This window comes from Cereibacter sediminicola, assembly GCF_007668225.1.
Lineage (GTDB): Bacteria > Pseudomonadota > Alphaproteobacteria > Rhodobacterales > Rhodobacteraceae > Cereibacter_A > Cereibacter_A azotoformans.
The window spans coordinates 19,114-41,830 of the sequence record NZ_VDEK01000033.1; the positions used below are offsets into that span (position 1 = coordinate 19,114).

Consider the following 22,717-nt stretch of genomic DNA (forward strand, 5'->3'; position numbering starts at 1 on the left):
CCCTGGCAGTGGCTAGAACGCCGTTAGCGCTAACAGACAGCAGGACGGTCGATGGTTTCGAGAGTCATTCCCGTGGATATCTTCGATCTGGTCATCTTTGGCGGCACGGGCGACCTCGCCCGGCGCAAGATCCTGCCCGGCCTCTACCGGCGCTTCCTCGCCGGGCAGATGCCGCTTGAAAGCCGGATCATCGCCGCGGCGCGCTCGGAGATGGAGGATGAGGCATTCCGGGCGCAGGTCCGCGCCGCGCTCGAGGAGTTCGTGCCACCGGCCCGACGGGACGATCAGGCGATCGAGGGCTTTCTCGAGCGCATCCACTATGTCGCCATCGACGCGACCGGCACCTCGGGCTGGGCGCGGCTGAAGGAGATGATGCGCCCCGACGTCGTGCGGGCCTTCTATTTCTCGGTGGCGCCTTCGCTGTTCGGCGCGCTGGCCGAACGGCTGCACGAGAACGACATCGCGGGCGCGCAGAGCCGCATCGTCGTCGAGAAGCCCTTCGGCCGCGACCTCGAATCCGCCCGCGCGCTCAACCGCGTTCTGGCGCTGCATTTTGCCGAGGAGCAGATCTACCGGATCGATCACTATCTCGGCAAGGAGACGGTCCAGAACCTGATGGCGGTGCGCTTCGCCAACATCCTGTTCGAGCCGCTGTGGAAGGCGCAATATATCGATCACGTGCAGATCACGGTGGCCGAAACCGTGGGCGTGGGCGGGCGCGGGGCCTATTACGACACCTCGGGCGCCATGCGGGACATGGTGCAGAACCACCTCATGCAACTCCTCTGCCTGATCGCGATGGAGCCTCCGTATCATTTCGATCCGAACGCGGTCCGCGACGAGAAGCTCAAGGTGATCCGCGCGCTCGACCCGGTGCCCCCCGAGGACATCGTGCGGGGCCAGTATCTCGCGGGCGGCGGGCAGGAAGGCTATCTCGACCATGCCGGCAACCCACGCAGCCGGACCGAGAGCTACATCGCCATGAAGGTGCATATCTCCAACTGGCGCTGGAAGGGCACGCCCTTCTACCTGCGCACCGGCAAGCGGCTGCGCGGCCGCGCCTCCGAGATCGCCATCACCTTCCGCGAGCCGCCGCACTCGATCTTCGACGACGCCGAGGACTGGCGCGAGAACGTCCTCGTGATCCGGTTGCAGCCGGACGAGGGCATCAATCTCAAGGTGATGATCAAGGAGCCGGGGCCGGGGGGGATGCGTCTCACGCAGGTTCCGCTCGACATGTCCTTTGCCGAGGCACTCGGGCCCGACGGCGAGGACATCCCCGACGCCTACGAGCGGCTGATCATGGATGTGATCCGCGGCAACCAGACCCTCTTCATGCGCGGCGACGAGGTCGAGGCCGCCTGGGCCTGGGTCGATCCGATCATCGCCGCCTGGGAGCGTCGCGGCGACCGGCCAAAGAGCTACGAGCCCGGAACCTCCGGCCCCGAGGATGCGCTGATGCTCATGCATCGCGACGGCCGGCGCTGGCGCGAGATCCGCTGACGGCCGCAAGGCCCTGCCTGCGAGGAGAATGACCATGCAATTCGTCGAATATCCCGATCGCGAGTTCCTGATGCTGTCGCTCGCGAACCGGATCGCGGGCGAACTGGCCGACTTCCTGCGCCGCGAGGATCACGCAAGCCTCTGCGTTCCCGGCGGCACCACGCCGGGGCCGGTGTTCGACACCCTGTCGGGCGTGGACATCGACTGGCCGCGGATCACGGTCTTTCTCAACGACGAACGCTGGGTGCCCGAGACGAGCCCGCGCTCGAACACCCGGCTTCTGCGCGAACGGCTGCTGACCGGACGCGCCGCGGCCGCCGGGTTCCTGCCGCTGCGGGCCGACACCGAGACCCCCGAGGAGGCGCTCGAGGGCCTCGCCGCCGCCATCGAGCCGCATCTGCCGATTTCGGTGCTGCTTCTGGGCATGGGCGAGGACATGCACACCGCCTCGCTCTTTCCGGGCGCCGACCGGCTCGACGAGGCCCTGTCCGACAGCGCGCCCCTGCTCATGGCGCTGCGGGCCGAGGCCGCGGGCGAGCCGCGCATCACGCTCACCGCGCCCGCCCTCAAGGGGGCGCTGGCGATCCATGTCCTCATCACCGGCGCGGCGAAGCGCGCGGCGCTCGAACGGGCCCAGGGGTTGACGCCCCGAGAGGCTCCGATCAAGGCTTTGCTGGCAAACGCAACCGTGCATTGGGCGGAATAGGCACCATTGGAATGAAGCAGATCTGGCAGGCGCTGAAGGCGCATCAACAGGCGGTCGAGCATCGCCCGATCCTCGACCTTTTCGCGGACCCGCGGCGGGCAGAGAGCTTTTCGACCGGCATGGACGATATGCTGTTCGACTGGTCGAAGACCAACATCGACCATACGGCGCGCGACCTTCTGATCGATCTGGCTGGCGCGGCGGGCCTCTCCGAGAAACGCGACGCGATGTTTGCGGGCCGGAAGATCAACGAGACCGAGGGGCGCGCGGTGCTCCACACCGCGCTGCGCAACATGGACCGGCCGGTTCTGGTCGAGGGGCAGGACGTGACGGCGGGCTTGCGTGAGACGCACGCCCGGATGCAGGCCTTCGCGCGCGACCTGCGCGAGGGGCGCGTCACGGGGCAGGGCGGGCGCATCACCGACGTGGTCAATATCGGCATCGGCGGCTCGGACCTTGGCCCCGCAATGGCCTGCCTTGCGCTGGCGCCCTACGCCGACGGGCCGCGCTGCCATTTCGTCTCGAACGTCGATGGGGCCCATATTCACGACACGCTGAAGGATCTCGATCCCGCCACGACGCTGGTGATCGTCGCCTCCAAGACCTTCACCACCATCGAGACCATGACCAACGCCGAGACGGCACGGCGCTGGATGGAGGGCCGCGTCGTCCATCCCGGGGCGCAGTTCGCCGCCGTCTCGACCGCGGCCGACCGGACGGCGGCCTTCGGGATCGACCCGTCCCGCGTCTTCGGCTTCGAGGACTGGGTCGGCGGGCGCTATTCGATGTGGGGGCCCATCGGCCTTTCGCTGATGATCGCGATCGGCCCCGAGGATTTCGACGCCTTCCTCTCGGGTGGCGCCGCCATGGACCGCCACTTCCGCGAGGCGCCCTTCGCCGGGAACCTGCCGGTGCTGCTCGCGCTGGTGGGCATCTGGCACAACCAGATCTGCGGCCATGCCACCCGCGCCGTGCTGCCCTACGACCAGCGGCTCGCCCGGCTGCCCGCCTACCTCCAGCAGCTCGAGATGGAATCGAACGGCAAGCGCGTGGCCATGGACGGGCACGAGCTTGCGCTTCACTCCGGCCCGATCGTCTGGGGCGAGCCCGGCACGAACGGCCAGCACGCCTTCTACCAGCTGATCCACCAGGGCACGCGGGTGGTGCCGTGCGAGTTTCTCGTCGCACGCGAGGGCCACGAGCCGGATCTGGCCCACCAGCACCTGCTTCTCGTCTCGAACTGCCTCGCCCAGTCCGAGGCGCTCCTGCGCGGCCGCTCGCTCGACGAGGCCCGCGCGATCCTGGCGAAGAAGGGCCTGACCGGCACCGAACTCGAGCGGCAGGCGCGCCACCGGGTCTTCCCCGGCAACCGCCCCTCCACGACGCTCGCCTATCCGAAGCTCACGCCCGCGATGCTCGGCCGCATCATTGCGCTCTACGAACATAGGGTCTTTGTCGAGGGCGTGATTCTCGGCATCAACTCCTACGACCAGTGGGGCGTGGAACTCGGCAAGGAACTGGCGCTCGCGCTGCAGCCGATGCTCGAGGGCCGGGCCGGCACCGAGGGCAAGGACGGCTCCACCCGCCAGCTCATCGACTTCCTGCGCCGCTGAGGCGGGGCACCCCCACCTTCACTCTTGTCCAAATATCCCGGGGGTCCGGGGGCAGAGCCCCCGGCCTTCGGCCGCCGCCGCCGCGGGTCAGATCACGGCGGTCACGATGACCTCGACCCGGTAGCCCGGCGCTGCGAGCTTCGCCTCGCCGGTCGCGCGGGCCGGGCAATGCCCCTGCGGCACCCATTCGTCCCAGACCGCGTTCATCTCGGCGAAATCGGCCATGTCGGCCAGCCAGATCTGGGCCGAGACGATGCGGGTCTTGTCGCTGCCGGCCAGCGCGAGCAGGCGGTCCACTTCGGCGAGACAGGTGCGGGTCTGCGCGGCCACGGACTCGCCCGGATGGCCGACCTGACCCGCAAGCCAGACCAGGCCATTGGCCCTGACGGCCTGGCTCATGCGTGCGCCGGTTTCGTATCGGGTGATCTCGGTCATGAAGGTCTCCTTGAATGATGCCTCTTGTTAACCGAGCGGCATCCTGCGGAAAAGCCGCCCCGCGCGGGGGCCGGTCCCTGGCGACGCGTGGACCGGCCCGTGACCCGCTACTCCGATCCGGCCTCGGCGATAAGCATGTCCGTTCCGCCCTGCGTGCCCCGCCGGTGCGCCTGTTCGTCCTTCGGCTCGAAATCGGGAAATTCGTCCCCGGCGGCGGCATGCCCGTGGAAATCGGGGCGGCTGCGGCGGCTTCGGGGGCGGGCCCGCAGGAATATCCTCTCTTGATTTTCCCCGCCCGACGCTCGATCTGAAGCCCAATCCAAACCTGAGGACATGTGACGCCATGCGACTGATTCCGCTTGCCACCGCGGCTCTGATGGCCATCTCCGCGCCCGCCGTCGCCCAGCAGGGCTTCGGTCCGCTTCTGACCCCCGAGCAGGCCGCCGCAGCGCAGGCGTCGGGCAAGGCGCTCTTCATCGACATCCGCGCCGGTGAGGAGGGCAAGCCCTCGCCCTACGCCGAGGGTCACATCGCGGGCGCCGTTTCCGCTCCCTACGGCCTGTTCCGCGGGCCTGCCGACAATCCCGGCAAGGTGCCCGAGGCCGACCGGCTGACCGAGATCCTGCAGGGCCTCGGCGTTACGGCGGATCGTCCGACCGTCATCGTCCATGAGGGCAAGGACGCCACCGACTTCGGCGCCGCCGCCCGGGTTTACTGGACGCTGAAATCGAGCGGCGTGAGCCAGCTGGCCATCATCAACGGGGGCATGCGCGGCTGGCAGGAGGCGGGTCTTCCGCTGAGCACCGAGGCCGTGACCCCCAGCCCCAGCGACTTCACCGTGGCCTTCTCGGACGCCTGGCTGGCCACCGAGCAGGACGTGCGGAAGGTTGTCGAGGGCGAAGGGCAGGCGACGCTGGTCGATGCGCGCCCGCAGGAGTTCTGGGAAGGCAAGAAGGCCGCTCCGGCCGCCGCCCGTCCCGGCACGCTGCCGCAGTCGGAATATTTCACACATGACCGCTGGTTCGGCTCGAACCCTGCGGTGATGGATGCGGACCGCGCCCGGAGCCTTGCGGCCGAGGCGGGCTACACCGGCGGCGAAGAACTTATCTCCTTCTGCAACACCGGCCACTGGGCGGCGACCAACTGGTTCGCGCTGAGCGAGCTGGCGGGCGTCGAGAACGTCAAGCTCTACCCCGAATCGATGGTGGGCTGGTCGAACGCCGGCCTGCCGATGGAGAATGTTCCGGGGCCGCTCCAGAACCTCTGGAACCAGATCAGCGGCGTCTTCTGAGGATCGGACGATGATGGACAGGATGGCGACCGCCGGGCCGGTCCCGGCGGGCCTCGGGGGCCGGAGCCTCCTCATGGCGGCGGGCCTTCTTGCGGTGCTGGCCGTGGCGACGCTGGTGGGCGGACGCTACGGCCTGCTGCTTGCAATCGGGCTCGGCTTCGGGATCACGCTGGAAGGCTTGCGCTTCGGCTTTGCCGGGCCGTGGCGCGCGATGATCCTGCGCAGAGAGCCCGCGGGCCTTCTGGCGCAACTGCTGGCCATCGCGCTGGTCGCGGTGGTGGCGATCCCCCTCATCGGGGCCAATCCCTCGGAACTGATCGGCGCGCACGCGCCGGTCGGCTGGGCCATGGTGGGCGGAGCCTTCGTCTTCGGCATCTGCATGCAGCTGGTGCTGGGCTGCGGCTCTGGCACGCTTGTGAATGCCGGAAGCGGCAACGCGGTGGCGGCGCTGGCCCTGCCGTTCTTTGCCGTGGGCAGCTTCCTCGGGGCCTATCACATCGACTGGTGGAACGGGTTCGGTCTCGCGCCGGTGGTGGTGCTCGACGGCCTCTCGGGGCTGGGCGTGACGCTGGCGGCCCTTGCGGCCGTGGCGCTGGTGGCGATCTGGCTCGGCGTGCCGGGCGGGGCGCGGCTTCCGCGGCGGCTCTGGCTGGCGGCGGCGGCGCTGGCGGTGCTGGCGCTGCTCAACCTTGTGGTGGCGGGGCAGCCCTGGGGCGTGGTCTATGGCCTCGGGCTCTGGGCCGCCAAGGGGGCCGTCGCGATGGGCGCGGACCTCTCGGCCTCCGCCTTCTGGAGCGCGCCCGCGCAGGTCGAACGGCTGCGTGAGAGCGTGCTGACCGACGTGACCTCGCTCACCAACATCGGGATGATCGCGGGGGCGGTGGGGGTGAGCCTCTGGCGGGGGGGCCTCGGCACCGCGGTTCCGGGCCTGCCGGCCAAGGCCTGGGTTGCGGCCGTGATCTCGGGGCTGCTTCTGGGCTACTCGTCGCGGCTGGCCTTTGGCTGCAACGTGGGCGCCTTCTTCAGCGGCATCTCGACGGGCAGCCTGCACGGCTGGGTCTGGTTCGTGGCGGCCTTCGCAGGCTCCTGGGTCGGCATCCGCATGCGGCCCGGCCTGGGGCTGGAGGGACCGCGATGACCAGGAAACCCGTGGCTCTCCTCGTCCTGTTGGCGGTGGCGGGGGTGCTGGCCCTCGATGCGGCGGTCAGCGAGCCGCCCAACCCCTACCAGGCGCCGCCAATCCTCGCCCTCGGGTCGGGGCTCGCGCCGGGCGGGGCGCACTGCTCGGCGGCCGGTTCCTGACACGCGGCGCCCCTCGGGGCGCCGTTTTCCGTTTCGGCTGCCGGACGGTCCGCCGCGGGCGGCCGCAAGCATCCCGCGCGCGGGAGGGCGCAGGGCGGAACGCTTCAGGATTTTCGTTGACAGAACCGTGAACTGGTCAGCTATTCTGACCGCGCGGCGCCGTTGGGAGGCGGGCCGCTTCTGCACGACAGACCGGACCCCTTCCGCGGCGTCTCTGGCCCGCGGCCAGTCCGGCGTGACGGTTCAACACGGGAGGAAGACATGAAGCGACTGACAGCGTCCCTCGCGGCACTTTCCCTGACCGCGGGACTTGCCCATGCGCAGGGTGCCGACGTGCCCGACAACCTCGAGAGGCTCTCGAATTTCCAGAGCACGGGCAAGACCGACTTCACCTTCATCGAGCAGGGCGGGGACTTCGCCGAAGGCATCAAGCGCACGCTCGAGCGGATCACGCTGCCGCCGGGCTTCCGCATCGGCCTTTACGCGGTCGTGCCCGACGCGCGGCACATGGCGGTGGGGCCGCAGGGCATCGTGACCTTCGTCGGCACCCGCAAGGACAAGGTCTGGGCCGTCACCGACCGCAACAAGGACCGGGTCGCCGACGAGGTGAAGGACTTCGCCCCCTCGCTGCGCTTTGCCATCCCGAACGGGCCCTGCTTCTCGAAGGACGGCTTCCTCTACATCGCCGAGCAGAACCGGGTGCTCCTGTTCCCCGCGGCCGAGTTCTTCTACGAGTCGGGCGACGTGGCGGCCTTCAACCTCGTCAAGCAGGGCGAGCTGATCCCGGTCGAGGAGGAGAGCTTCAACCACACGGCGCGGGTCTGCGACATCGGGCCGGACGGGATGATCTACATCGCGCTCGGCCAGCCCTTCAACGTGCCGGCGCCCGAAAAGCGCGAACTTTACGACAAGTGGGGCATCGGCGGCATCATCCGCATGAAGACGGACGGCAGCGGCCGCGAGGTCTTTGCCCGCGGCATCCGCAACTCGGTGGGCATGGACATCCACCCCGAGACGGGCGAGGTCTGGTTCACCGACAATCAGGTGGACGGGATGGGCGACGACATCCCGCCGGGCGAACTGAACCGCGCGACGGGTCCGGGGCAGAACTTCGGCTTCCCCTGGTATGGCGGCGGCAGCGTCCGCACCGTCGAATACAAGGACGACGAGCCGCCTGCGGATGCGGTGATGCCCGTGGTCGAGATGGAAGCCCATGCCGCCGATCTCGGCATGATGTTCTACACCGGCTCGATGTTCCCCGAGGAATACCGCGGGGCCATCTTCTCGGCGCAGCACGGCTCGTGGAACCGGACGACGCCGGTCGGCGCGCGCGTCATGGTCACCACCCTCGCCGAGGATGGCAGCGCCACGACGAAACCCTTCGCCGAAGGCTGGATCGACGAGAACGGCGAATATCTCGGCCGGCCCGTGGATGTGGCGCAGCTGCGCGACGGCTCGATCCTCGTGTCGGACGATCTCGTGGGGGCGATCTACCGCATCTGGTATCAGCCGGAATGAGGCGGTTTGCGCTTGTGGCCGGTCTGGGCGGGGTTCTCCTCGCCCAGGCCGCGCCCGCCGAGGAGCCGGCCGGCAATCCCGCCGCGGGCAAGGTGGCGGCCGGGCTCTGCCGCACCTGCCACGGGCTGAACGGGTTCGCCCGCATCCCCATCGCCCCCCATATCGGGGGCGAGCATCCTTCCTACATCCGCCATCAGCTCGAGGCCTTCCGCTCGGGCGCGCGCGAGCATGAGATCATGTCGGTGGTGGCCGCCTCGCTCACCGATGTCCAGATCGCCGATCTCGCCGCCTGGTTCGCCATCCAGCGGATTCGGGCCGAGCTGAAGCCGGGGGTCGATCCGCATGCCGCGCCCGAGGCTTGCGCGCTCTGTCACGGCGCCGACGGGCTGGCGGTGCTGGAGGATGCGCCGAACCTCGCCGGCGAGAACTCGATCTATATCGAGACGCAGCTCAAGGCCTTTCGGACCGGCCGGCGGGTGCATGAGATCATGTCGCCCATCGCCGCGGAGCTGACCGACGACGAGATCCGTGCCGCCGCGGACTGGTATGCGGCGGTCGAGATCGAGATCGCGCCGCCGCCCTGAGCCCGCGATCAGGCCACGGCCATCCGTTGCCGCGCGGCCTGATCCTCGAGCGCCACGCGCTCGGACGTCTTCTGCAGCCCGTGGACGAGGAAGACGCCCATGAAGAAGTGGTAGAGGACCGTCATCGGCAGCAGGTGGAACAGATAGATCCAGCCGCCCCAGATCGTGGCCAGCGCAACCACCACGAGCGAGCCCACGAACGAGACCACGAAGGTGATCAGGATCGCCGCGCCGTTGACGCCCGTATAGCGTCCGACGATGGCGCGGCGCTCGATCTCGGTCGCGCCGAAGAGAAGGGCCAGCGAGGCGGCCAGCGAGAGGGTGATGAAGAGGAACACTCGCATATCCTTTCGTTCTGCCCGCACCGGGGCGCCGGTCGCGCCCCGGTGCAGGCCCCTCGTAGCGCCGGAACCGTCACCGCACAATGAGGCGAGATGACCGCCGCTGCCGGGCCGCTGCGAGACGTCTGGTGGGTGGTGAGGGACTCGAACCCCCGACATTCTCGGTGTAAACGAGACGCTCTACCAACTGAGCTAACCACCCCGCGGATCGCCCTCTACCTCGGGCAGGGGCGGTTCCGCAAGTCCGCAAACGGCGCGATGTGGCATCTGCGCGGTCCGTAGACGCGGCCGATGCGGTCTCGGATCGGCACACGCGCAACGGTGCTGCCTGCCTTGCGTCGCGCGGGGGACGGAAAACGGTTGTATCCCGGAAGGCACTGGGGAAAGCTGAAGGGGCGGAGCCGAACCGTCGCGGCGTCCTGTCTGCGTTGGCAGGCGGTCGCGGGAGGACGGATCGGGAAGGGGCCGGGCGGCGGCCGCACCTCCCGGCGCGGAACAGGAGGCTGCGGCGGTGCGTTCCATCGCGCAATGCCGGGCGCTTCGGCCGGATCGCGCAGGTGACAGGCGAGTCGGAGCAGGGCTGACAGGACATTGGGCGCAACAGGAACCACCCCGTCGGCGGCGCGGATCAGCGGACGGCTGACCATCGAGACTCTGGCCCGGACGCGGCACAACCTCGCGTCCGCCGAGCGGGAAGGGCGGCTCGACATGGGGGCCGTCGAGGCGCTCGACACGGCCGGCGCCTGGGCCATCCTCAGCGCGCAGAAGCGCGCCGAGGCCAGCGGGCGTTCGTTCGAGATCGTGAACCTGAGCGAGGCCCACCGCCACCTGCTGGCCACCGTTGCCGACGCCATGCCCGAGCCCGAGCCGCGGCGTCGGACGATCCCGGGCCGGCCGGGGGACGGGCTGGCGCAGCTCGGGCAGGAGGTGGCCGGAGGGCTGCGGGGCAGCCTCGATTCCGTGGCCTTCTTCGGCCAGGTCGTGGCTCATCTGGGAGCCCTTCTGATCCATCCGCGGCGGCTGCGCCTTACGCCGCTCGTGCATCACATGCAGGAGGCGGGCTGGAACGCCGTGCCGATCGTCACGCTGATGGGCTTCCTGATCGGCATCGTCCTGGCCTTCCAGGGCTCGACCCAGCTCAAGCCCTTCGGGGCCGAGGTCTATGTCGTGGATCTCGTGGCCATCTCGATCCTGCGCGAGCTGGGGATCCTGCTGACGGCGATCATCGTGGCGGGCCGGTCGGGCTCGGCCTTCACCGCCGCCATCGGCTCGATGAAGATGCGCGAGGAGATCGACGCGATGCGCGTGCTCGGGCTCGATCCGATCGACCGGCTGGTGCTGCCGCGGCTGATCGCGCTGGTGATCCTGCTGCCCGTGCTCGGCTTCATCGCCTCGATGGCCGGGCTGGTCGGGGGCGCGCTGATGGCCTGGATCGACCTCGGCATCACGCCGGGGATGTTCCGCACGCAGCTTCTGGCCGACACGGACGTGAGCCACGCGATCATCGGCCTCGTCAAGGCGCCCTTCTTCGCCCTGATCATCGCCGTGATCGGCTGCCATCAGGGGATGCAGGTCTCGGGCAACGCCGAGTCGCTCGGCAGCCACACCTCGCGCTCGGTGGTGCAGGCGATCTTCCTCGTGATCGTGGTGGACGCGCTCTTCTCGATCTTCTTCGCGGTCTGGGGGCTCTGATGGAACGGGAGGTCGTGATCGAGGTGCGCGGGCTCAAGAACCAGTTCGGCCCGAACGTGATCCACGAGGATCTGGATCTCGACATCTACCGGGGCGAGGTGCTGGGTATCGTCGGCGGCTCGGGCACGGGCAAGTCGGTGCTGCTGCGCTCGATCGTGGGCCTGCAGGCGCCGCGGGCGGGCAGCGTCCGGGTCTTTGGCGTGGATGTGCGCCAGGCGCCGCGGGCCGAGATGGCGCGGGTCGAGAACCGCTGGGGCGTGATGTTCCAGGACGGGGCTCTCTTCTCCTCGCTCACGGTGCGCGAGAATGTCGAGGCGCCGATGCGCGAGCGGACGGACCTCGATCCCGAGACCCGCCGGGCGCTCGCCGACCTCAAGATCGCCATGGTGGGGCTGCCGCCCAAGGCACGCACCCTCTTTCCGTCCGAATTGTCGGGGGGGATGCGCAAGCGGGCCGGGCTGGCGCGGGCGCTCGCGCTCGATCCCGACATCCTCTTTCTCGACGAGCCGACGGCCGGCCTCGATCCGATCGGCGCCTCGGAGTTCGACGCGCTGATCCGCAACCTGCAGACATCCCTTGGACTGACGGTGTTTCTCGTGACGCACGATCTCGATACGCTGCATGCAACCTGCGACCGCATCGCGGTTCTGGCAGAAAGGAAAGTTCTGGTGACGGGAACCATCCGCGAGCTGATGGAGGTGGACCACCCCTGGGTGCGCGACTATTTCCACGGGCCGCGCGCCCATGCGGCGCTGCTGGCGGCGGAGGGCTGAGCGATGGAGACGCGCGCGCGCTATGTGCTGATCGGGATCTTCACGCTGCTGAGCATTCTCGCCACGCTGGGCTTCCTGCTGTGGCTTGCCAAGGTCGAACTGGACCGCACCTACGCCGAATACGACATCCTCTTCACCAGCGTCGAGGGTCTGGGGCGTGCCAGCCCGGTGCGCTACAACGGTGTGGATGTGGGCGAGGTGCTGACGATCGAGGTGGACGAGGAGGATCCCTCTCTCGTCCGGGTGGGGATCCAGATCGCGGCCACCACCCCGGTGCGGATCGACACGCGGGCGCAGGTGGCTTCGCAGGGGGTGACGGGCGTCTCCTATGTCGCGCTCTCGGGCGGCGCGGCCCCGGAGCCGCTTCGGGCCGAAGAGGGCCAGTGGCCTCCGGTGATCCCCTCGGAACGATCGGCCGTGCAGGCGCTGACCGCCGATGCGCCCACGCTGCTGGCCGAGGCGATCGCGCTTCTGAAGGACATCCAGACCTTCACCGGCCCCGAGAACCGGGCCGCTGTCGAAAGCATCCTGACCAACGCCGACGCCTCGGTGCAGAACATCGCGGCCATCACGCGCGACGCGGCCGAGGCCACCGCGCGGCTGAACGACTTCACCGCCCGGCTCGACACGATGGCGGATCGCGCCGAGGGGGCGCTTGCCACGCTCGAGACCGCGCTCGAGGAAGGGCAAGGGGCGGCCTCGGCGGCCCGCGACACGTTCGAATCGGTCAACCGGGTCGTGGGTCAGGACGTGCCGCCAATGCTCGCCCAGATCCGCAGCGCCGTTGCCGGGATCGAACAATCCGTTGCGGGCATCCGCAACTTCGCCGACAACGGGCTGCCGCAATACGCCAGCCTCGCCGCCGAGACCCGCCGGACGGTCACGAACTTCAACTCGCTGATCGCCCAGATCTCGCGCGATCCGGCACGGTTCTTCCTCGGCAACCAGACCCCATCCTACAGGAGATGACGATGCGCGCCCTGACCCGTTCCACACTCCTCGTCGCGGCCCTGATGCTGGCGGGCTGCGGTGCCGTCTCGTCGCTCTCGCGCGCCTCCGAGCAGCTTGACACCTACACCCTGTCGCCCCTGCCCGGACCGGGAGGCGGCGGCGCGCGTCATGTGGTGGTCGAGCCGGTGACGGCCGGCGGGGCCTTGGCGACAGACCGGATCCTGATCAAGCCCTCGCGCGTGCAGGCCCAGTATCTGCCCGACGCGCGCTGGTCGGACCCGGCTCCGGCGCTGGTGCAGACGCTGCTGGTGGGGTCGCTCCAGAATGCCGGCGGCTTCCGGCTGGTGGCGCGCGAGGCCGCGGGGCTGGTGCCCGACTACACGCTGATGACCGAACTGCGCGACTTTCAGGCCGAGGCCCCTCCCGGAGCGACGCCGGTGGTCAGGGTGGCGATGGTCCTGACGCTGATCCGCGAATCCGACCGGAGCGTGGCCTCCAGCCGGCGCGTCGAGGCCGTTGCGCCAGCCGCCTCCGACACGACGGGCGATGTCGTCGTTGCCTTCGAGGCGGCGGTGACGCAGGCGCTGGGGCAGGCGATCGGCTGGGCGCGGGCGCAGGCGCGCTGAGCCCACGCCGGCGCATGTCGTTTTCTGGCGGCAAGCGCCGGAATCGATGCCGGACTCGGCCTCGAAAAGCGTCATAAGGACGCAAAAGGGCAGCCGGCTTTTGGAGGATGGGCGATGAACGAGGTCACGGCACGCAGGGCGCGGGGTGGCGGCGGATCGGCGCGGCGGGCGGAGCGGACGGCTGTCAGCCTCGAGACGGCGAAGTTCATCACCCGCAACATCCCGAACTTCGAGATCCTGAACGAAGAGGCGCTCCAGATCATCGAGTGGAACGCCGAGACGGTCCTCGAGGAGATCGGCGTCAACTTCCTTGAAAATCCGGCGGCTTTGCAGCGGTGGCGCGACGCCGGCGCCGATGTGCGCGGCGAGCGGGTGCATATTCCCCGCGGGCTCGCGCGCAAGCTCTGCGCGACGGCGCCGTCGAGCTTTACCCAGCACGCCCGCAACCCCGCCCGCAATGTCGAGATCGGCGGGCGCAATCTCGTGCTGGCGCCGGTCTACGGCCCGCCCTTCGTGCGCGACCACGAGGGCGGGCGGCGCTACGCCACGATGGAGGACTTCCGCAATTTCGTGAAGCTCGGCTACATGTCGAAGTGGCTGCACCATTCCGGCGGCACGGTCTGCGAGCCGACCGACGTGCCGGTGAACAAGCGTCACCTCGACATGCTCCACGCCCACATGACGCTCTCGGACAAGCCTTTCATGGGCTCTGTCACCGAGCCGTCGCGGGCCGAGGACTCGGTCGAGATGGCCAAGCTCCTGTTCGGCGCGGAGTTCGTCGATCAGAACACGGTGATGACCTCGCTCGTGAACATCAACTCGCCGCTTACCTTCGACGCGACGATGATGGGCGCGCTCGAGGTCTATGCGGCGGCCAACCAGGCGGCCATCGTCTCGCCCTTCATCGTGGGCGGTGCCATGGCCCCGGTGACGGTGGCGGGGACGCTGACCCAGGTGTTGGCCGAGGTGCTGGCCGGCGTGGCCTACAGCCAGCTCATCCGGCCCGGTGCCCCGGTGATCTTCGGCGCCTTCGTCACCTCGATCGACATGAACTCGGGTGCCCCCACCTTCGGCACGCCCGAGGCCGCCCACATCACCTACGGCGCCGGCCAGCTCGCCCGCCGGCTGGGTCTGCCCTACCGCTCGGGCGGCTCGTTCTGCGGCTCGAAGCTGCCGGATGCGCAGGCCGCCTATGAGACGGCCAACTCGCTCAACGTGGCGCTGATGTCGGGCGTGAACTTCATGCTCCACGCCTGCGGGTGGCTCGAGGGCGGGCTCGTCTCGTCCTACGAGAAGTTCGTCATGGACTCCGACCAGCTGGGCACGCTTCATCACCTGGCGCAGGGCGTCGCGATGGATGAGAACGGGCAGGGGATGGATGCGATCCGCGAAGTGGGCCCCGGCGGGCACTATCTCGGCTGCGCCCACACGCAGGCCAACTTCAAGTCGGCCTTCTGGCGCTCGGACCTGTTCGACTACAAGCCCTTCGAGACGTGGGAGGAAGAGGGCGCGCGCGACACCGAAGTGCTTGCGGCCGCCCGGGTGAAGAAGCTTCTGGCCGACTACCAGAAGCCCGCGCTCGACGAGGCGGTGGCCGAATCCCTCTCCGCCTATGTGGCGCGCAAGAAGGAAGCGACGCCCGACGCCTTCATCTGACGCCCGCTGGCGGGTGCTGACGGTTCTGCCCGGCCTCAGGGTCGGGCAGAGCCCGTGAGCGAGGTTTGCCGGTGCGTGCGTCCCGACTGAGCAGGGGACGTGAGGCTCCTCGGCGCAGCCGCCCGTCAGCTGCCGGACCCTGTTGCGATGGGCACCTGTTCGGCACGAACTCGAGCGCCGGCCGACCACGCCAAAGGGCATTGGCAGCGGCTCCGTATCGAGCAATCCTCTGGGCTGTTTTTCCAGTCCAGTATGTCGAGATAGTAAAGAAGTCGAGGCGAGCGTCGGCTACTCTTCCCTAGGTCTGGCGCGTCGTACGGACAACACCATGACCTTCGATTTACTGGAGCGGGCGATGAGATTCGAACTCACGACCCTTACCTTGGCAAGGTAATGCTCTACCCCTGAGCTACGCCCGCGCTCCGTGGGGCAGGTATTAGCGGAGCGGCATGGCGGCTGCAAGAGGTTTTTCCTGTGTCTGCAGCGCGCCTTGCGAGGAAATCCCGGAGGCTCGGGACACAGCGTCCGAATCAGGATGGGGACGCCCATGGCCCTTCCAGCGATCGGCGAGCCACGCCACGCAGAACTGGATCGAGAGCCCGGCCGACAGAAGGAACGTGTCGAGAAGGAAGCGGTTGCCCGCCACATCCTTCACCCCCTGCAGCACGAAGCACAGGATCGTGCCGGTGGCAAAGACCTGCAGGGCGTGCCGGCCCAGGAGCGCGAAGGGCTCGGCCCAGCTGGACGCCGAGACCCGCCGCACCCAGACCAGCGTGCTCAACAGGTAGGCGAGCGCCAGAACGTGCAGCAGGCGCGGAAGGCTTGCAAAGGTCTTGTCGAAGGCCGTGATGTAGAAGGGCAGGCCGACCTGCCGGTTCAGGATCCACATGAAGTGGTTCATCGTCTCCTTGATGACCGGCACCTTCAGCCAGAGCAGCGCGAGGATCAGATACCCCGCCGCAAGCGCCTGCAGCCACGGCAGGATCGGAACGAACCGGCGGCCCTGCTTCATGGCCACCCCTGTCAGCAGGCCAAAAACGAAGATCACCTGCCAGGCCAGCGGATTGAAGAACCAGCCGCCGGGGTTCGGGAAGTTGGGAAGGTTCAGCCGGAACTGCCCTGTCACGATCCAGAAGAGAATCGAGCCTGCCAGCAGGACCCGCGGCCAGCGCAACGCGCCGATGATGAGGAGCGGCGTGGCCAGCAGCAGCACCGCATAAAGCGGCAGGATGTTGGTGTAGCCGAGCTGGTGCGTCAGCGCCGGCACGCCGATCAGGAAGCCCAGAGGCTTCTGGAACAGCACCCAGACCTGATTCTCATGCAGAAGCTGCGGGGCGGCGAACCAGAGGGCAAAGGCCGCCGATATGGCGATCGCCCAGGCGGTCGTCAGCAGGTGAACGAGGTAGAGGGTCCAGCTCCGCCGCCAGATCCTGCGCGCCCCGGCCCAGTTGGCCCGGTGCAGCCCCTTGGAGTAGGCGAGGCCCGCCGCAATGCCCGACATCAGGACGAACCCCTCGGCGGCGTCCGAGAAGCCGAAGTTCCGGTTGGTGAACTTCTCCCACACCGTTCCCGGCACATGGTTGATGAAGATCATCACCAGCGCGAGGCCTCGGAACATGTCGAGCCGCTTGTCCCGTCCCGGGGCGGCATGTGGCTGGTCAGGCATGGATCACCGCCATCGAGGATGAGGCTTCCGGCGCAGGGTCCTGCTCCCAGTCGGCGAAGATCGTCTGGTGCGCCAGCAACACAGGCGTCGGAGCCAGCTCGAGCGGCATGGTGAACAGCGCCGAGCGGCTGCGTCTGGAAGTGACCGAGATCACGAGAGGAGACAGGATCATGGGAATGGCGACCGGAAGCAGCCAGGGCACGAGGCCGGGTGCGAAGTAATAGGTGGCTCCAAGGCCGACGACGCCCCAGGTCACGATCCAGTGGCTTGCCATCCAGGCCTGTCCGAACGAGAGGCTGCCGTCGCCCCGGTTGTTCGTGGGCCAGCCGCCGTCGCGGCCAAGCAGCACCTGCAGCACCGAGCGGGTCTGGAAGGCCATGAGAATCGGCGCGATGACGCTGGAGAAGACCAGCTCGGCCAGGGTCGAGACCAGCACCCGGACAGACCCCCCGAAGCCGGCGGCGCGGCCCGAGGCGATCGCCTCGATGGCGATCATCAGCTTGGGCAGCAACAGAAGCCCGAAGATGCCGACGGCGAGACCGATCGCCTTCCAGGTCTCGTCCGACGGAAAGACCGGGAACGGCCAGTAGGGCACGGGGAAGTAGTCGAGCGGGGGCGCAAAGAACGGCGCGGCGATCGAGGCCGCGATGAACCCCAGCCAGAAGAGCGGGGCGATGTAGGACATGATGCCCTGGACGAAGACGAAGCGGTTCCACGCCCGCAGGCCCGGCGCCATCAGGATGCGCCCGTGCTGCAGGTTGCCCTGGCACCAGCGACGGTCCCGCTTGGCGTGATCGACCAGATTCTCCGGCCCTTCCTCGTAGGATCCCCGGATGTCGTCGTCGAACCGGACGATCCAGCCGGCCCGCGCCAGCAGCGCCGCCTCGACGTAATCGTGGCTCATGACCGGCCCGCCGAAGGGTGGCGGACCCGACAGTTCGGGCAGGCCGCAGCTTTCGGCAAAGGCGCGCACCCGGACGATGGCGTTGTGGCCCCAGAACGGCCCGGTCTCGCCCTGCATCATGGCCAGACCGCGGGCGAAGACGGGCGCGTGGAGCGCGGCCGAAAACTGCATCGACCGGCCGAAACGGGCCCGCGCCTTGGTCACGACGGGCAGCGTCTGCAAAAGGCCCAGCCGCGGCTCGGCCTCCATACGGCGGACCATTTCGACCAGCGTCTCGCCTTCCATCAGGCTGTCCGCATCGAGGATCACGGCAAAGTCGTAGGCGGCGCCGGACTTCTGGAAGAAATCCTCGATGTTGCCCGCCTTGCGGCCGCGGTTCACCGCACGGCGGCGGTAGAAGATGCGCCCCTCGGCGTCGCGCTCGCGCAGGAGGCGAAGGAACCAGAACCGCTCGCGCGCGGCGATGCCCTCGTCGCGCGTATCCGACAGAATGGCAAAGTCGAACATCCGGTGCCAGGGCGTGGCCGCCAGCGAGGCATCCATCGCGGCGATGCGCGAGAAGGTTGCGACGGGATCCTCGTTATAGACCGGAACGAGGATGACCGTGCGGCCCGTGATCGGGGCGTCGGGATCGACGTTGGCCGGACGCCGGGGGCGCGTGAACAGGCCGAGCACCGCATGGGCGGCACCCCAGCCGAGCCAGGACGTCGAGACGAGGATCAGCACGCTGCGCGTGATGTCCATCGCGTCGAGCCCGTCCGACGAACCGAACTGCAGGAAAAGAAAGAAGGCCCCGGCTGCCGCGGTGAGGCTGATTGCCGCCGCAACGAGACGCGAGGCCAACGTGACGGCGCGCAGGCGCCGTTCCGCGGACATGGCTCAGAGCCCCGGCCTCGGGGCGCGGACCCCGAACAGCCGCAGCACCGACAGGAGGCCCACGGCCACCGGTTCGAGCTGCTGCTTGGGCATGGCACAGGGCGCGGCCGGAGGCGCGCCAAGCCGGTCGACAAGAGCCGCGGTATCCTGGAGCGGCGCACCCTCAAGGGGCTCGGTCCGCAGGGAGTCGGCAGAGTGCAGCATCAGGCTTTGATCCACTGGTAGAGCCAAGTTTCCGAGAGTTTGCGTCCATAACCGGCGATATGACTTGCCAGTTCCACCGTGGCCCCCTCGGCTGCGGCCACGTCCAGGACGAGACGCCATATGTCCATCCCGTCGAGTCGTTCAAGGGTCTGCATGACGATTTTGCCATGCTGCACCGACGTGATGGCTTCGACCTTGGCGTTGCGCGGCAGGTTGCCCAGCAGTCCGCCCTTGAAATCAACCACGAACTTGCGCGTTCCCGCGGTGTTCTCCACCCCGGAGACGCCGCCGTGACCCGCCCGTGTCTCCCACACATGGGCCATGTCCGAGGGCGCCTCGACGGGCAGGGCGCCCCACCGGAGCCGGTAGGCGAATTCGCGCGCATCTCCGGCGGCGATCTTCCCTTCGGGCACCCAGAAAGCCACGATGTTGTCGTTCGTCTCGTAGCGCGTCGGGATCTCGACCAGCCGGACGACCCCCTTGCCCCAGTCGCCGACCGGCTCGACATCGACCGAAGGACGCAATTCGTAGTGCGCCTCGGCGTCCTGGTAATCCTCGAACGCCCGCTTGCGCTGGTGAAGCCCGAAGGACTGCGGGTTCTCCTCGCCGAAATAGCTGCTCGCCAGCCGGGGCGGATTGTTCAGCGGGCGCCACAGAAGATCCCCGTCGCGCCGCCGGATGGTCAGGCCGTCGCTGTCGTGCACGTTCGGACGGAAGTCGTCGTAGCTGGCGCGGTTCTTCTCGCCATAAAGGAACATCGAGGTCAGCGGCGCCACGCCAAGCTGCGTGACGGCGTTGCGGAAGAAGAGCCGCGCGGTGACATCCATCACCGTATCGATGCCCGGCGTGATGACGAAGCGATAGGCGCCGGTGACGCTCGGGCTCTCCATCGCGGCATAGAGGACGGTCGAGAGGCCGCCGGCCTGCGGACGCTCGAGATAGAAGCGCGAGAAGCGCGGAAACTCCTCGGGCGAGGAGGTCGCGGTGTTGATGGCCAGCCCGCGCGCCGAGATCCCGTAGGCGTTGCCCCGGCCCAGGGCGCGGAAGTAGCTCGCCCCGAGGAAGGCCACCAGCTCGTCGTAGATGTCGGGCCGGTTGAGCGGGAAATTCAGCCGGAAGCCCGCCACGCCGGGCAGATCCACATGGGCCGCCACCCGCGTCGCAAGCTCGTTGCGGTATTCGAAGTCGTCGGTCGAGAACTGGACCTCGTGGATGAAGCCATCCGTCACGTCGAAGAGCCGCACGGGCGCGCCGAACAGCCAGCCCAGATGGAAGGCCTGGATGCGGAACATGCTGTCCGTATCCGCCCAGCGGGAGCGGTCGTTGCGGAAGTTGATCAGGCGGTAGTCATCATAGTGCAGATCGCCGAGGAAGCCGGTCAGGTTCGCCGGCTCGACATGCGGCTGGGTGGCGGCAACCCGCATCTCTTCCGTCAGCCAGTCGAAGCTGAACTGCTGCGGCGCAGCACTCGGCACCGAGGCCGGCGGCTCTTCCGCAGGCGCCTCCTGCGCGCGCAGGGGAAGCCCGACGAGACCCATGGCGGCAAGGGCAAGGGTCGAACTTGCCGCAGAAAGCAGCAGCCGGCGGTTCAGACGGGCAGAGGGTGCGGAATGTGCGTGCATAAGGGAGAGACGACGTCCGTTTTTCAATGGCTTGTGGGGTGCAAATGCAGGATTCGCACCGTCCAGCAATATGGTCGGGGCAGACGGACTTGCAAGGTCGGTCGATGCCGCAGCCGGCGGGCTGAGCGCGGATTCGCCGAACTTGTGTGCAGAAGAACGCACTCTCCCGCGCAGCGGTGGCGTGGTTCTTCACCCCTGCCTTCCTGGGGGCAGAACGCCTGCGATGCTGCGGTGCAGACAGGCATCCGGCGAAGGGTGGCAACGCGGGAAACCAAAGTGCCATCCAGCCGTTCGCGATCGCACCCTGGGCGGATTCAGTCGCGCTTTTCGGGGTAGGGGCGGCGGAGATAGACCAGCGGATCGGGCCGCCGCTCGGCGTCGGCGGCGGGCTTCACGGCCGGAGCGACGCGCTCTGCGGCTTGCGCCAGCGCCTCTTCCACCTCGGTCAGACCGTGACGTTCCGCATAGCCGATCAGCGAGATCAGGTGCGCCACCAGCCACGCGTGATCGCCCTTCGGCTCGCGCGGAGCCCGGCGGACGGAAAATTCCGTCACATTGGTCCTGCTCGGGTCCGGTTGCGCCATCCTCATCCCTCCGGTGCGGCGGGCGGCCCGCACGGGCCGCCCGTCCGAACTGCCTGCAAGATGCTTGTCCTGCAAGCGGAAGAATGCCCTGAGCGGCGAATATCCGCCGGTTTTCAGGCCATTACAGTCTGTGGTTGCGTCACGTCATGGTAAATCCCGGCAAAGTCGCGAATCCGCTTCACCCGGTCCTCCGAACAATCCATCAGGGCGGCGAGCGCCGTGACCTTGCCCATCGGCTTGGGCGTGCCGAGGTATCCGTGCGGGGCGTTGCCCGACCGCTTCAGCACGCGGTCCATGACCGGGTCGATGACGGCCACCGCATCGCTGACGCCCGAGGCCATGGCGAACTCGAACGCGCCGATCATCACCTCGCTCGTGACATAGGAAATCGAGTTCCGGGCCCGGCCGCTGACCAGCCGCTCGGTATCCACGCAGAAGCGCGTGGCTTCCCAGCAGGTGGCGCTGCGCAGCGGGGGTTCGCCGTTCAGGATCGAGCTGAACACGTCCGACAGCATGTGCGGACCGGTCGTCTGCAGCAGCCGCATGCAGCCGACCACGCGCCCCTCGTCATCGACGCTGATGACATGGGCCGGGTCCAGCTCGTCGAAGCGGTCGCGCTCCATCCCCTGCGAGACCTGAACGTCCCAGCCCAGACGGTCGGCAAAAACCCGCTTGCGCAACCGAAACATGTCCTTCACGATCTCCGCATGCTCGTGTAGGTTGAGTGAGTCGACGATGAAGATCATTCTTCAGTCCTTTAGGTTGCGTAACATACGGCTATAGTTGCGCACATCGACCCGTTTCGGCTATCGGGGAAATCCCGTAGCCGATAGCCATGCCTTGGACATTTTTGATGCAAATCCGCTGGCCTGTGGGCCGCGGGATTTCCGCCGCGTCATGCGCTCAGCGAGAAGAACCTGTCATCTTGGGTAAACGAGGCCGAGCCCGATCGCGCGGCCGACCGCCTGCACGGTCGAGAGCGTCCCCAATTTTTCCCGCGCCGAACGCAGGTGCACCTCGACGGTGCGGTGCGAGATCCCGAGGATGTCGCCGATATCCATCTGCGACTTGCCGGCCGCCACCCACTGCAGCACCTCGATCTCGCGCGTGGACAGGCGCGGCTGGCGCAGCGCGCGCGAGATCACGTCCGATCGCATGACGGCATCATGCAGATGGACCGCGGCCACCTGAAGATCGCCGATCGCCGCCCGCTTGAGCTTGTCCCACTCGCTGCGGGCGCAGCTCCGCGTGACCGACAGGAGGCCCCGGTCGCCGTAGGGCCCCCGCACCGGCACTGTCAGGCCCTGGGGCGTGATGCCGAAATCCTCGGCCGCGAAGAAGACCGCCCGGAAACGTTCGTCCCGCTCGAAACGGGCCCAGTCCACGGGCGCGATGCTCAGCGCGGACTTGTGGATGGTGGGATCCACACGGTGCAGGTTGCGCCGCATGTAGTGCATCTTCCAGCTGTCGGGATAGTTCGCATAGCCCTGCACGGCCCCGGTCATCGGGCTTGTCGTGGCGTAGGAGGCATAGTCGAACCCCAGCTGCGCGCAGAGCTGGTCGAGATATTCCAGAAAATTCGCATCGTCCGAAGCGACCACGCTGAGGTCGATGATATCCATGAGCCGGCTCCCCCCGGCCGTCCTCGCAGCCGTCCTTAGTATCTAGCACGATCCTTCAGCCTTTGGGAGGTGCGCCTGACGTTGCGTCACAAGATCCGCGAATGTCTCACAGGATGCCCCGGCTCGCGGCCACCGAGGCGGCCTGCGCCGCCGTCTTGGCGTTCATCCGCTGCGCCGCGCCCTTCAGGCGGGCCTTGGTTTTGCCCCCGTTTCACCGGACACTCAGGCGTTTGCGGTTTGGGCTGCGA

At 68.1% G+C, this 22,717-nt stretch carries 22 protein-coding genes and 2 tRNA genes; 13 read left to right on the top strand and 11 right to left on the bottom strand.

Translation table 11 applies throughout. From position 1 onward, the window contains the following. Positions 1–51 precede the first annotated feature (51 nt). From zwf to pgi, 3 genes are read left to right on the top strand one after another with little or no spacing between them, the layout of a single operon-like run. Positions 52–1,503, top strand: a complete 1,452-nt coding sequence (zwf, locus tag FG154_RS16890; RefSeq protein ID WP_145110415.1) for a glucose-6-phosphate dehydrogenase — start codon at positions 52–54, stop codon at positions 1,501–1,503. 34 nt (positions 1,504–1,537) lie between these two features. Further along, complete coding sequence (pgl, locus tag FG154_RS16895) at positions 1,538–2,209, top strand: 6-phosphogluconolactonase (protein ID WP_145110418.1); 672 nt, start codon at positions 1,538–1,540, stop codon at positions 2,207–2,209. A gap of 11 nt (positions 2,210–2,220) precedes the next feature. Next, positions 2,221–3,822 carry a glucose-6-phosphate isomerase gene (pgi, locus tag FG154_RS16900; protein WP_145110420.1) on the top strand — a complete coding sequence of 534 codons (1,602 nt, stop codon included), beginning with the start codon at positions 2,221–2,223 and terminating at the stop codon, positions 3,820–3,822. A gap of 87 nt (positions 3,823–3,909) precedes the next feature. On the opposite strand, the gene FG154_RS16905 is transcribed toward pgi, so the two are convergent. Beyond that, complete coding sequence (locus FG154_RS16905; RefSeq protein ID WP_145110423.1) at positions 3,910–4,257, bottom strand: RidA family protein; 348 nt, start codon at positions 4,255–4,257, stop codon at positions 3,910–3,912. A 343-nt stretch (positions 4,258–4,600) separates the two neighbouring features. Between FG154_RS16905 and FG154_RS16910 the strand changes: the two genes are divergently transcribed. The 5 genes from FG154_RS16910 (at position 4,601) to FG154_RS16930 (ending at position 8,952) form a co-directional block, all read left to right on the top strand. Next, positions 4,601–5,548 carry a sulfurtransferase gene (locus tag FG154_RS16910; RefSeq protein WP_145110426.1) on the top strand — a complete coding sequence of 316 codons (948 nt, stop codon included), beginning with the start codon at positions 4,601–4,603 and terminating at the stop codon, positions 5,546–5,548. Between the two features lie 10 nt (positions 5,549–5,558). Beyond that, a complete protein-coding gene (locus FG154_RS16915; protein ID WP_145110429.1) occupies positions 5,559–6,686 on the top strand; it encodes a YeeE/YedE thiosulfate transporter family protein in 1,128 nt (375 codons plus the stop codon). Next, complete coding sequence (locus tag FG154_RS16920) at positions 6,683–6,850, top strand: hypothetical protein (protein WP_011908794.1); 168 nt, start codon at positions 6,683–6,685, stop codon at positions 6,848–6,850. Before FG154_RS16915 ends, FG154_RS16920 begins: the two co-directional genes overlap by 4 nt. Before the next feature lie 261 nt (positions 6,851–7,111). Then, a complete protein-coding gene (locus FG154_RS16925; RefSeq protein WP_145110432.1) occupies positions 7,112–8,368 on the top strand; it encodes a PQQ-dependent sugar dehydrogenase in 1,257 nt (418 codons plus the stop codon). Next, complete coding sequence (locus FG154_RS16930) at positions 8,365–8,952, top strand: c-type cytochrome (protein WP_145110435.1); 588 nt, start codon at positions 8,365–8,367, stop codon at positions 8,950–8,952. Before FG154_RS16925 ends, FG154_RS16930 begins: the two co-directional genes overlap by 4 nt. An 8-nt stretch (positions 8,953–8,960) precedes the next feature. Here FG154_RS16930 and FG154_RS16935 read toward each other — a convergent pair whose 3' ends face one another. Together FG154_RS16935 and FG154_RS16940 are read right to left on the bottom strand one after the other, a co-directional pair. Next, complete coding sequence (locus FG154_RS16935; RefSeq protein ID WP_246100374.1) at positions 8,961–9,296, bottom strand: hypothetical protein; 336 nt, start codon at positions 9,294–9,296, stop codon at positions 8,961–8,963. Between the two features lie 123 nt (positions 9,297–9,419). Then, positions 9,420–9,495, bottom strand: a tRNA-Val gene (locus FG154_RS16940). 389 nt (positions 9,496–9,884) lie between these two features. On the opposite strand from FG154_RS16940, the gene FG154_RS16945 reads away from it, so the two are divergent. From FG154_RS16945 to FG154_RS16965, 5 genes are all read left to right on the top strand, one after another. Then, positions 9,885–10,985, top strand: coding sequence for an ABC transporter permease (locus tag FG154_RS16945; RefSeq protein WP_186312417.1), 1,101 nt, complete (start codon positions 9,885–9,887; stop codon positions 10,983–10,985). Then, positions 10,985–11,758: an ABC transporter ATP-binding protein gene (locus tag FG154_RS16950; protein ID WP_145110441.1), complete on the top strand. Its 774-nt coding sequence runs from the start codon at positions 10,985–10,987 to the stop codon at positions 11,756–11,758. The genes FG154_RS16945 and FG154_RS16950 overlap by 1 nt, the downstream gene beginning before the upstream one ends. Before the next feature lie 3 nt (positions 11,759–11,761). Next, a complete protein-coding gene (locus FG154_RS16955) occupies positions 11,762–12,727 on the top strand; it encodes an MlaD family protein (protein ID WP_145110444.1) in 966 nt (321 codons plus the stop codon). 2 nt (positions 12,728–12,729) lie between these two features. Beyond that, positions 12,730–13,335 (top strand): ABC-type transport auxiliary lipoprotein family protein, encoded by a 606-nt coding sequence (locus FG154_RS16960; RefSeq protein WP_145110447.1) that lies wholly within the window; start codon positions 12,730–12,732, stop codon positions 13,333–13,335. Between the two features lie 114 nt (positions 13,336–13,449). Then, positions 13,450–14,991 carry a trimethylamine methyltransferase family protein gene (locus FG154_RS16965; RefSeq protein WP_145110450.1) on the top strand — a complete coding sequence of 514 codons (1,542 nt, stop codon included), beginning with the start codon at positions 13,450–13,452 and terminating at the stop codon, positions 14,989–14,991. A 344-nt stretch (positions 14,992–15,335) separates the two neighbouring features. Here FG154_RS16965 and FG154_RS16970 read toward each other — a convergent pair. From FG154_RS16970 to FG154_RS17005, 8 genes are all read right to left on the bottom strand, one after another. Further along, a tRNA-Gly gene (locus FG154_RS16970) sits at positions 15,336–15,410 on the bottom strand. Positions 15,411–15,427: 17 nt separating this feature from the next. Beyond that, on the bottom strand, positions 15,428–16,657 hold the full coding sequence (locus FG154_RS16975; protein WP_145110453.1) for an OpgC family protein: 1,230 nt from the start codon (positions 16,655–16,657) through the stop codon (positions 15,428–15,430). Further along, positions 16,650–18,437: a glucans biosynthesis glucosyltransferase MdoH gene (mdoH, locus tag FG154_RS16980; RefSeq protein WP_145110457.1), complete on the bottom strand. Its 1,788-nt coding sequence runs from the start codon at positions 18,435–18,437 to the stop codon at positions 16,650–16,652. Before mdoH ends, FG154_RS16975 begins: the two co-directional genes overlap by 8 nt. 3 nt (positions 18,438–18,440) lie before the next feature. Then, complete coding sequence (locus FG154_RS16985; RefSeq protein WP_145110460.1) at positions 18,441–18,641, bottom strand: hypothetical protein; 201 nt, start codon at positions 18,639–18,641, stop codon at positions 18,441–18,443. Beyond that, positions 18,641–20,263, bottom strand: a complete 1,623-nt coding sequence (locus FG154_RS16990) for an OpgD/OpgG family glucan biosynthesis protein (protein ID WP_186312418.1) — start codon at positions 20,261–20,263, stop codon at positions 18,641–18,643. The genes FG154_RS16985 and FG154_RS16990 overlap by 1 nt, the downstream gene beginning before the upstream one ends. 314 nt (positions 20,264–20,577) lie before the next feature. Beyond that, positions 20,578–20,847: a hypothetical protein gene (locus tag FG154_RS16995; protein WP_145110464.1), complete on the bottom strand. Its 270-nt coding sequence runs from the start codon at positions 20,845–20,847 to the stop codon at positions 20,578–20,580. A 113-nt stretch (positions 20,848–20,960) separates the two neighbouring features. Then, entirely contained in the window at positions 20,961–21,593 is a 633-nt protein-coding gene (locus FG154_RS17000; protein ID WP_145110467.1) for an acyl-homoserine-lactone synthase, read from the bottom strand. 174 nt (positions 21,594–21,767) lie between these two features. Beyond that, on the bottom strand, positions 21,768–22,469 hold the full coding sequence (locus FG154_RS17005; RefSeq protein ID WP_145110470.1) for an autoinducer binding domain-containing protein: 702 nt from the start codon (positions 22,467–22,469) through the stop codon (positions 21,768–21,770). Between the last annotated feature and the right edge of the window lie 248 nt (positions 22,470–22,717).

Excerpts from the sequence above, each read along its gene's own strand:
- FG154_RS17000 (WP_145110467.1), bottom strand. The coding sequence starts at position 21,593 with ATGATCTTCATCGTCGACTCACTCAACCTACACGAGCATGCGGAGATC.
- FG154_RS16955 (WP_145110444.1), top strand. The coding sequence starts at position 11,762 with ATGGAGACGCGCGCGCGCTATGTGCTGATCGGGATCTTCACGCTGCTG.
- FG154_RS16925 (WP_145110432.1), top strand. The coding sequence starts at position 7,112 with ATGAAGCGACTGACAGCGTCCCTCGCGGCACTTTCCCTGACCGCGGGA.
- FG154_RS17005 (WP_145110470.1), bottom strand. The coding sequence starts at position 22,469 with ATGGATATCATCGACCTCAGCGTGGTCGCTTCGGACGATGCGAATTTT.
- FG154_RS16990 (WP_186312418.1), bottom strand. The coding sequence starts at position 20,263 with ATGCACGCACATTCCGCACCCTCTGCCCGTCTGAACCGCCGGCTGCTG.
- FG154_RS16920 (WP_011908794.1), top strand. The coding sequence starts at position 6,683 with ATGACCAGGAAACCCGTGGCTCTCCTCGTCCTGTTGGCGGTGGCGGGG.
- pgl (WP_145110418.1), top strand. The coding sequence starts at position 1,538 with ATGCAATTCGTCGAATATCCCGATCGCGAGTTCCTGATGCTGTCGCTC.
- FG154_RS16915 (WP_145110429.1), top strand. The coding sequence starts at position 5,559 with ATGATGGACAGGATGGCGACCGCCGGGCCGGTCCCGGCGGGCCTCGGG.
- pgi (WP_145110420.1), top strand. The coding sequence starts at position 2,221 with ATGAAGCAGATCTGGCAGGCGCTGAAGGCGCATCAACAGGCGGTCGAG.
- zwf (WP_145110415.1), top strand. The coding sequence starts at position 52 with ATGGTTTCGAGAGTCATTCCCGTGGATATCTTCGATCTGGTCATCTTT.
- FG154_RS16935 (WP_246100374.1), bottom strand. The coding sequence starts at position 9,296 with ATGCGAGTGTTCCTCTTCATCACCCTCTCGCTGGCCGCCTCGCTGGCC.
- FG154_RS16985 (WP_145110460.1), bottom strand. The coding sequence starts at position 18,641 with ATGCTGCACTCTGCCGACTCCCTGCGGACCGAGCCCCTTGAGGGTGCG.
- FG154_RS16910 (WP_145110426.1), top strand. The coding sequence starts at position 4,601 with ATGCGACTGATTCCGCTTGCCACCGCGGCTCTGATGGCCATCTCCGCG.
- FG154_RS16995 (WP_145110464.1), bottom strand. The coding sequence starts at position 20,847 with ATGGCGCAACCGGACCCGAGCAGGACCAATGTGACGGAATTTTCCGTC.
- FG154_RS16960 (WP_145110447.1), top strand. The coding sequence starts at position 12,730 with ATGCGCGCCCTGACCCGTTCCACACTCCTCGTCGCGGCCCTGATGCTG.
- FG154_RS16950 (WP_145110441.1), top strand. The coding sequence starts at position 10,985 with ATGGAACGGGAGGTCGTGATCGAGGTGCGCGGGCTCAAGAACCAGTTC.
- FG154_RS16930 (WP_145110435.1), top strand. The coding sequence starts at position 8,365 with ATGAGGCGGTTTGCGCTTGTGGCCGGTCTGGGCGGGGTTCTCCTCGCC.
- mdoH (WP_145110457.1), bottom strand. The coding sequence starts at position 18,437 with ATGTCCGCGGAACGGCGCCTGCGCGCCGTCACGTTGGCCTCGCGTCTC.
- FG154_RS16965 (WP_145110450.1), top strand. The coding sequence starts at position 13,450 with ATGAACGAGGTCACGGCACGCAGGGCGCGGGGTGGCGGCGGATCGGCG.
- FG154_RS16905 (WP_145110423.1), bottom strand. The coding sequence starts at position 4,257 with ATGACCGAGATCACCCGATACGAAACCGGCGCACGCATGAGCCAGGCC.
- FG154_RS16975 (WP_145110453.1), bottom strand. The coding sequence starts at position 16,657 with ATGCCTGACCAGCCACATGCCGCCCCGGGACGGGACAAGCGGCTCGAC.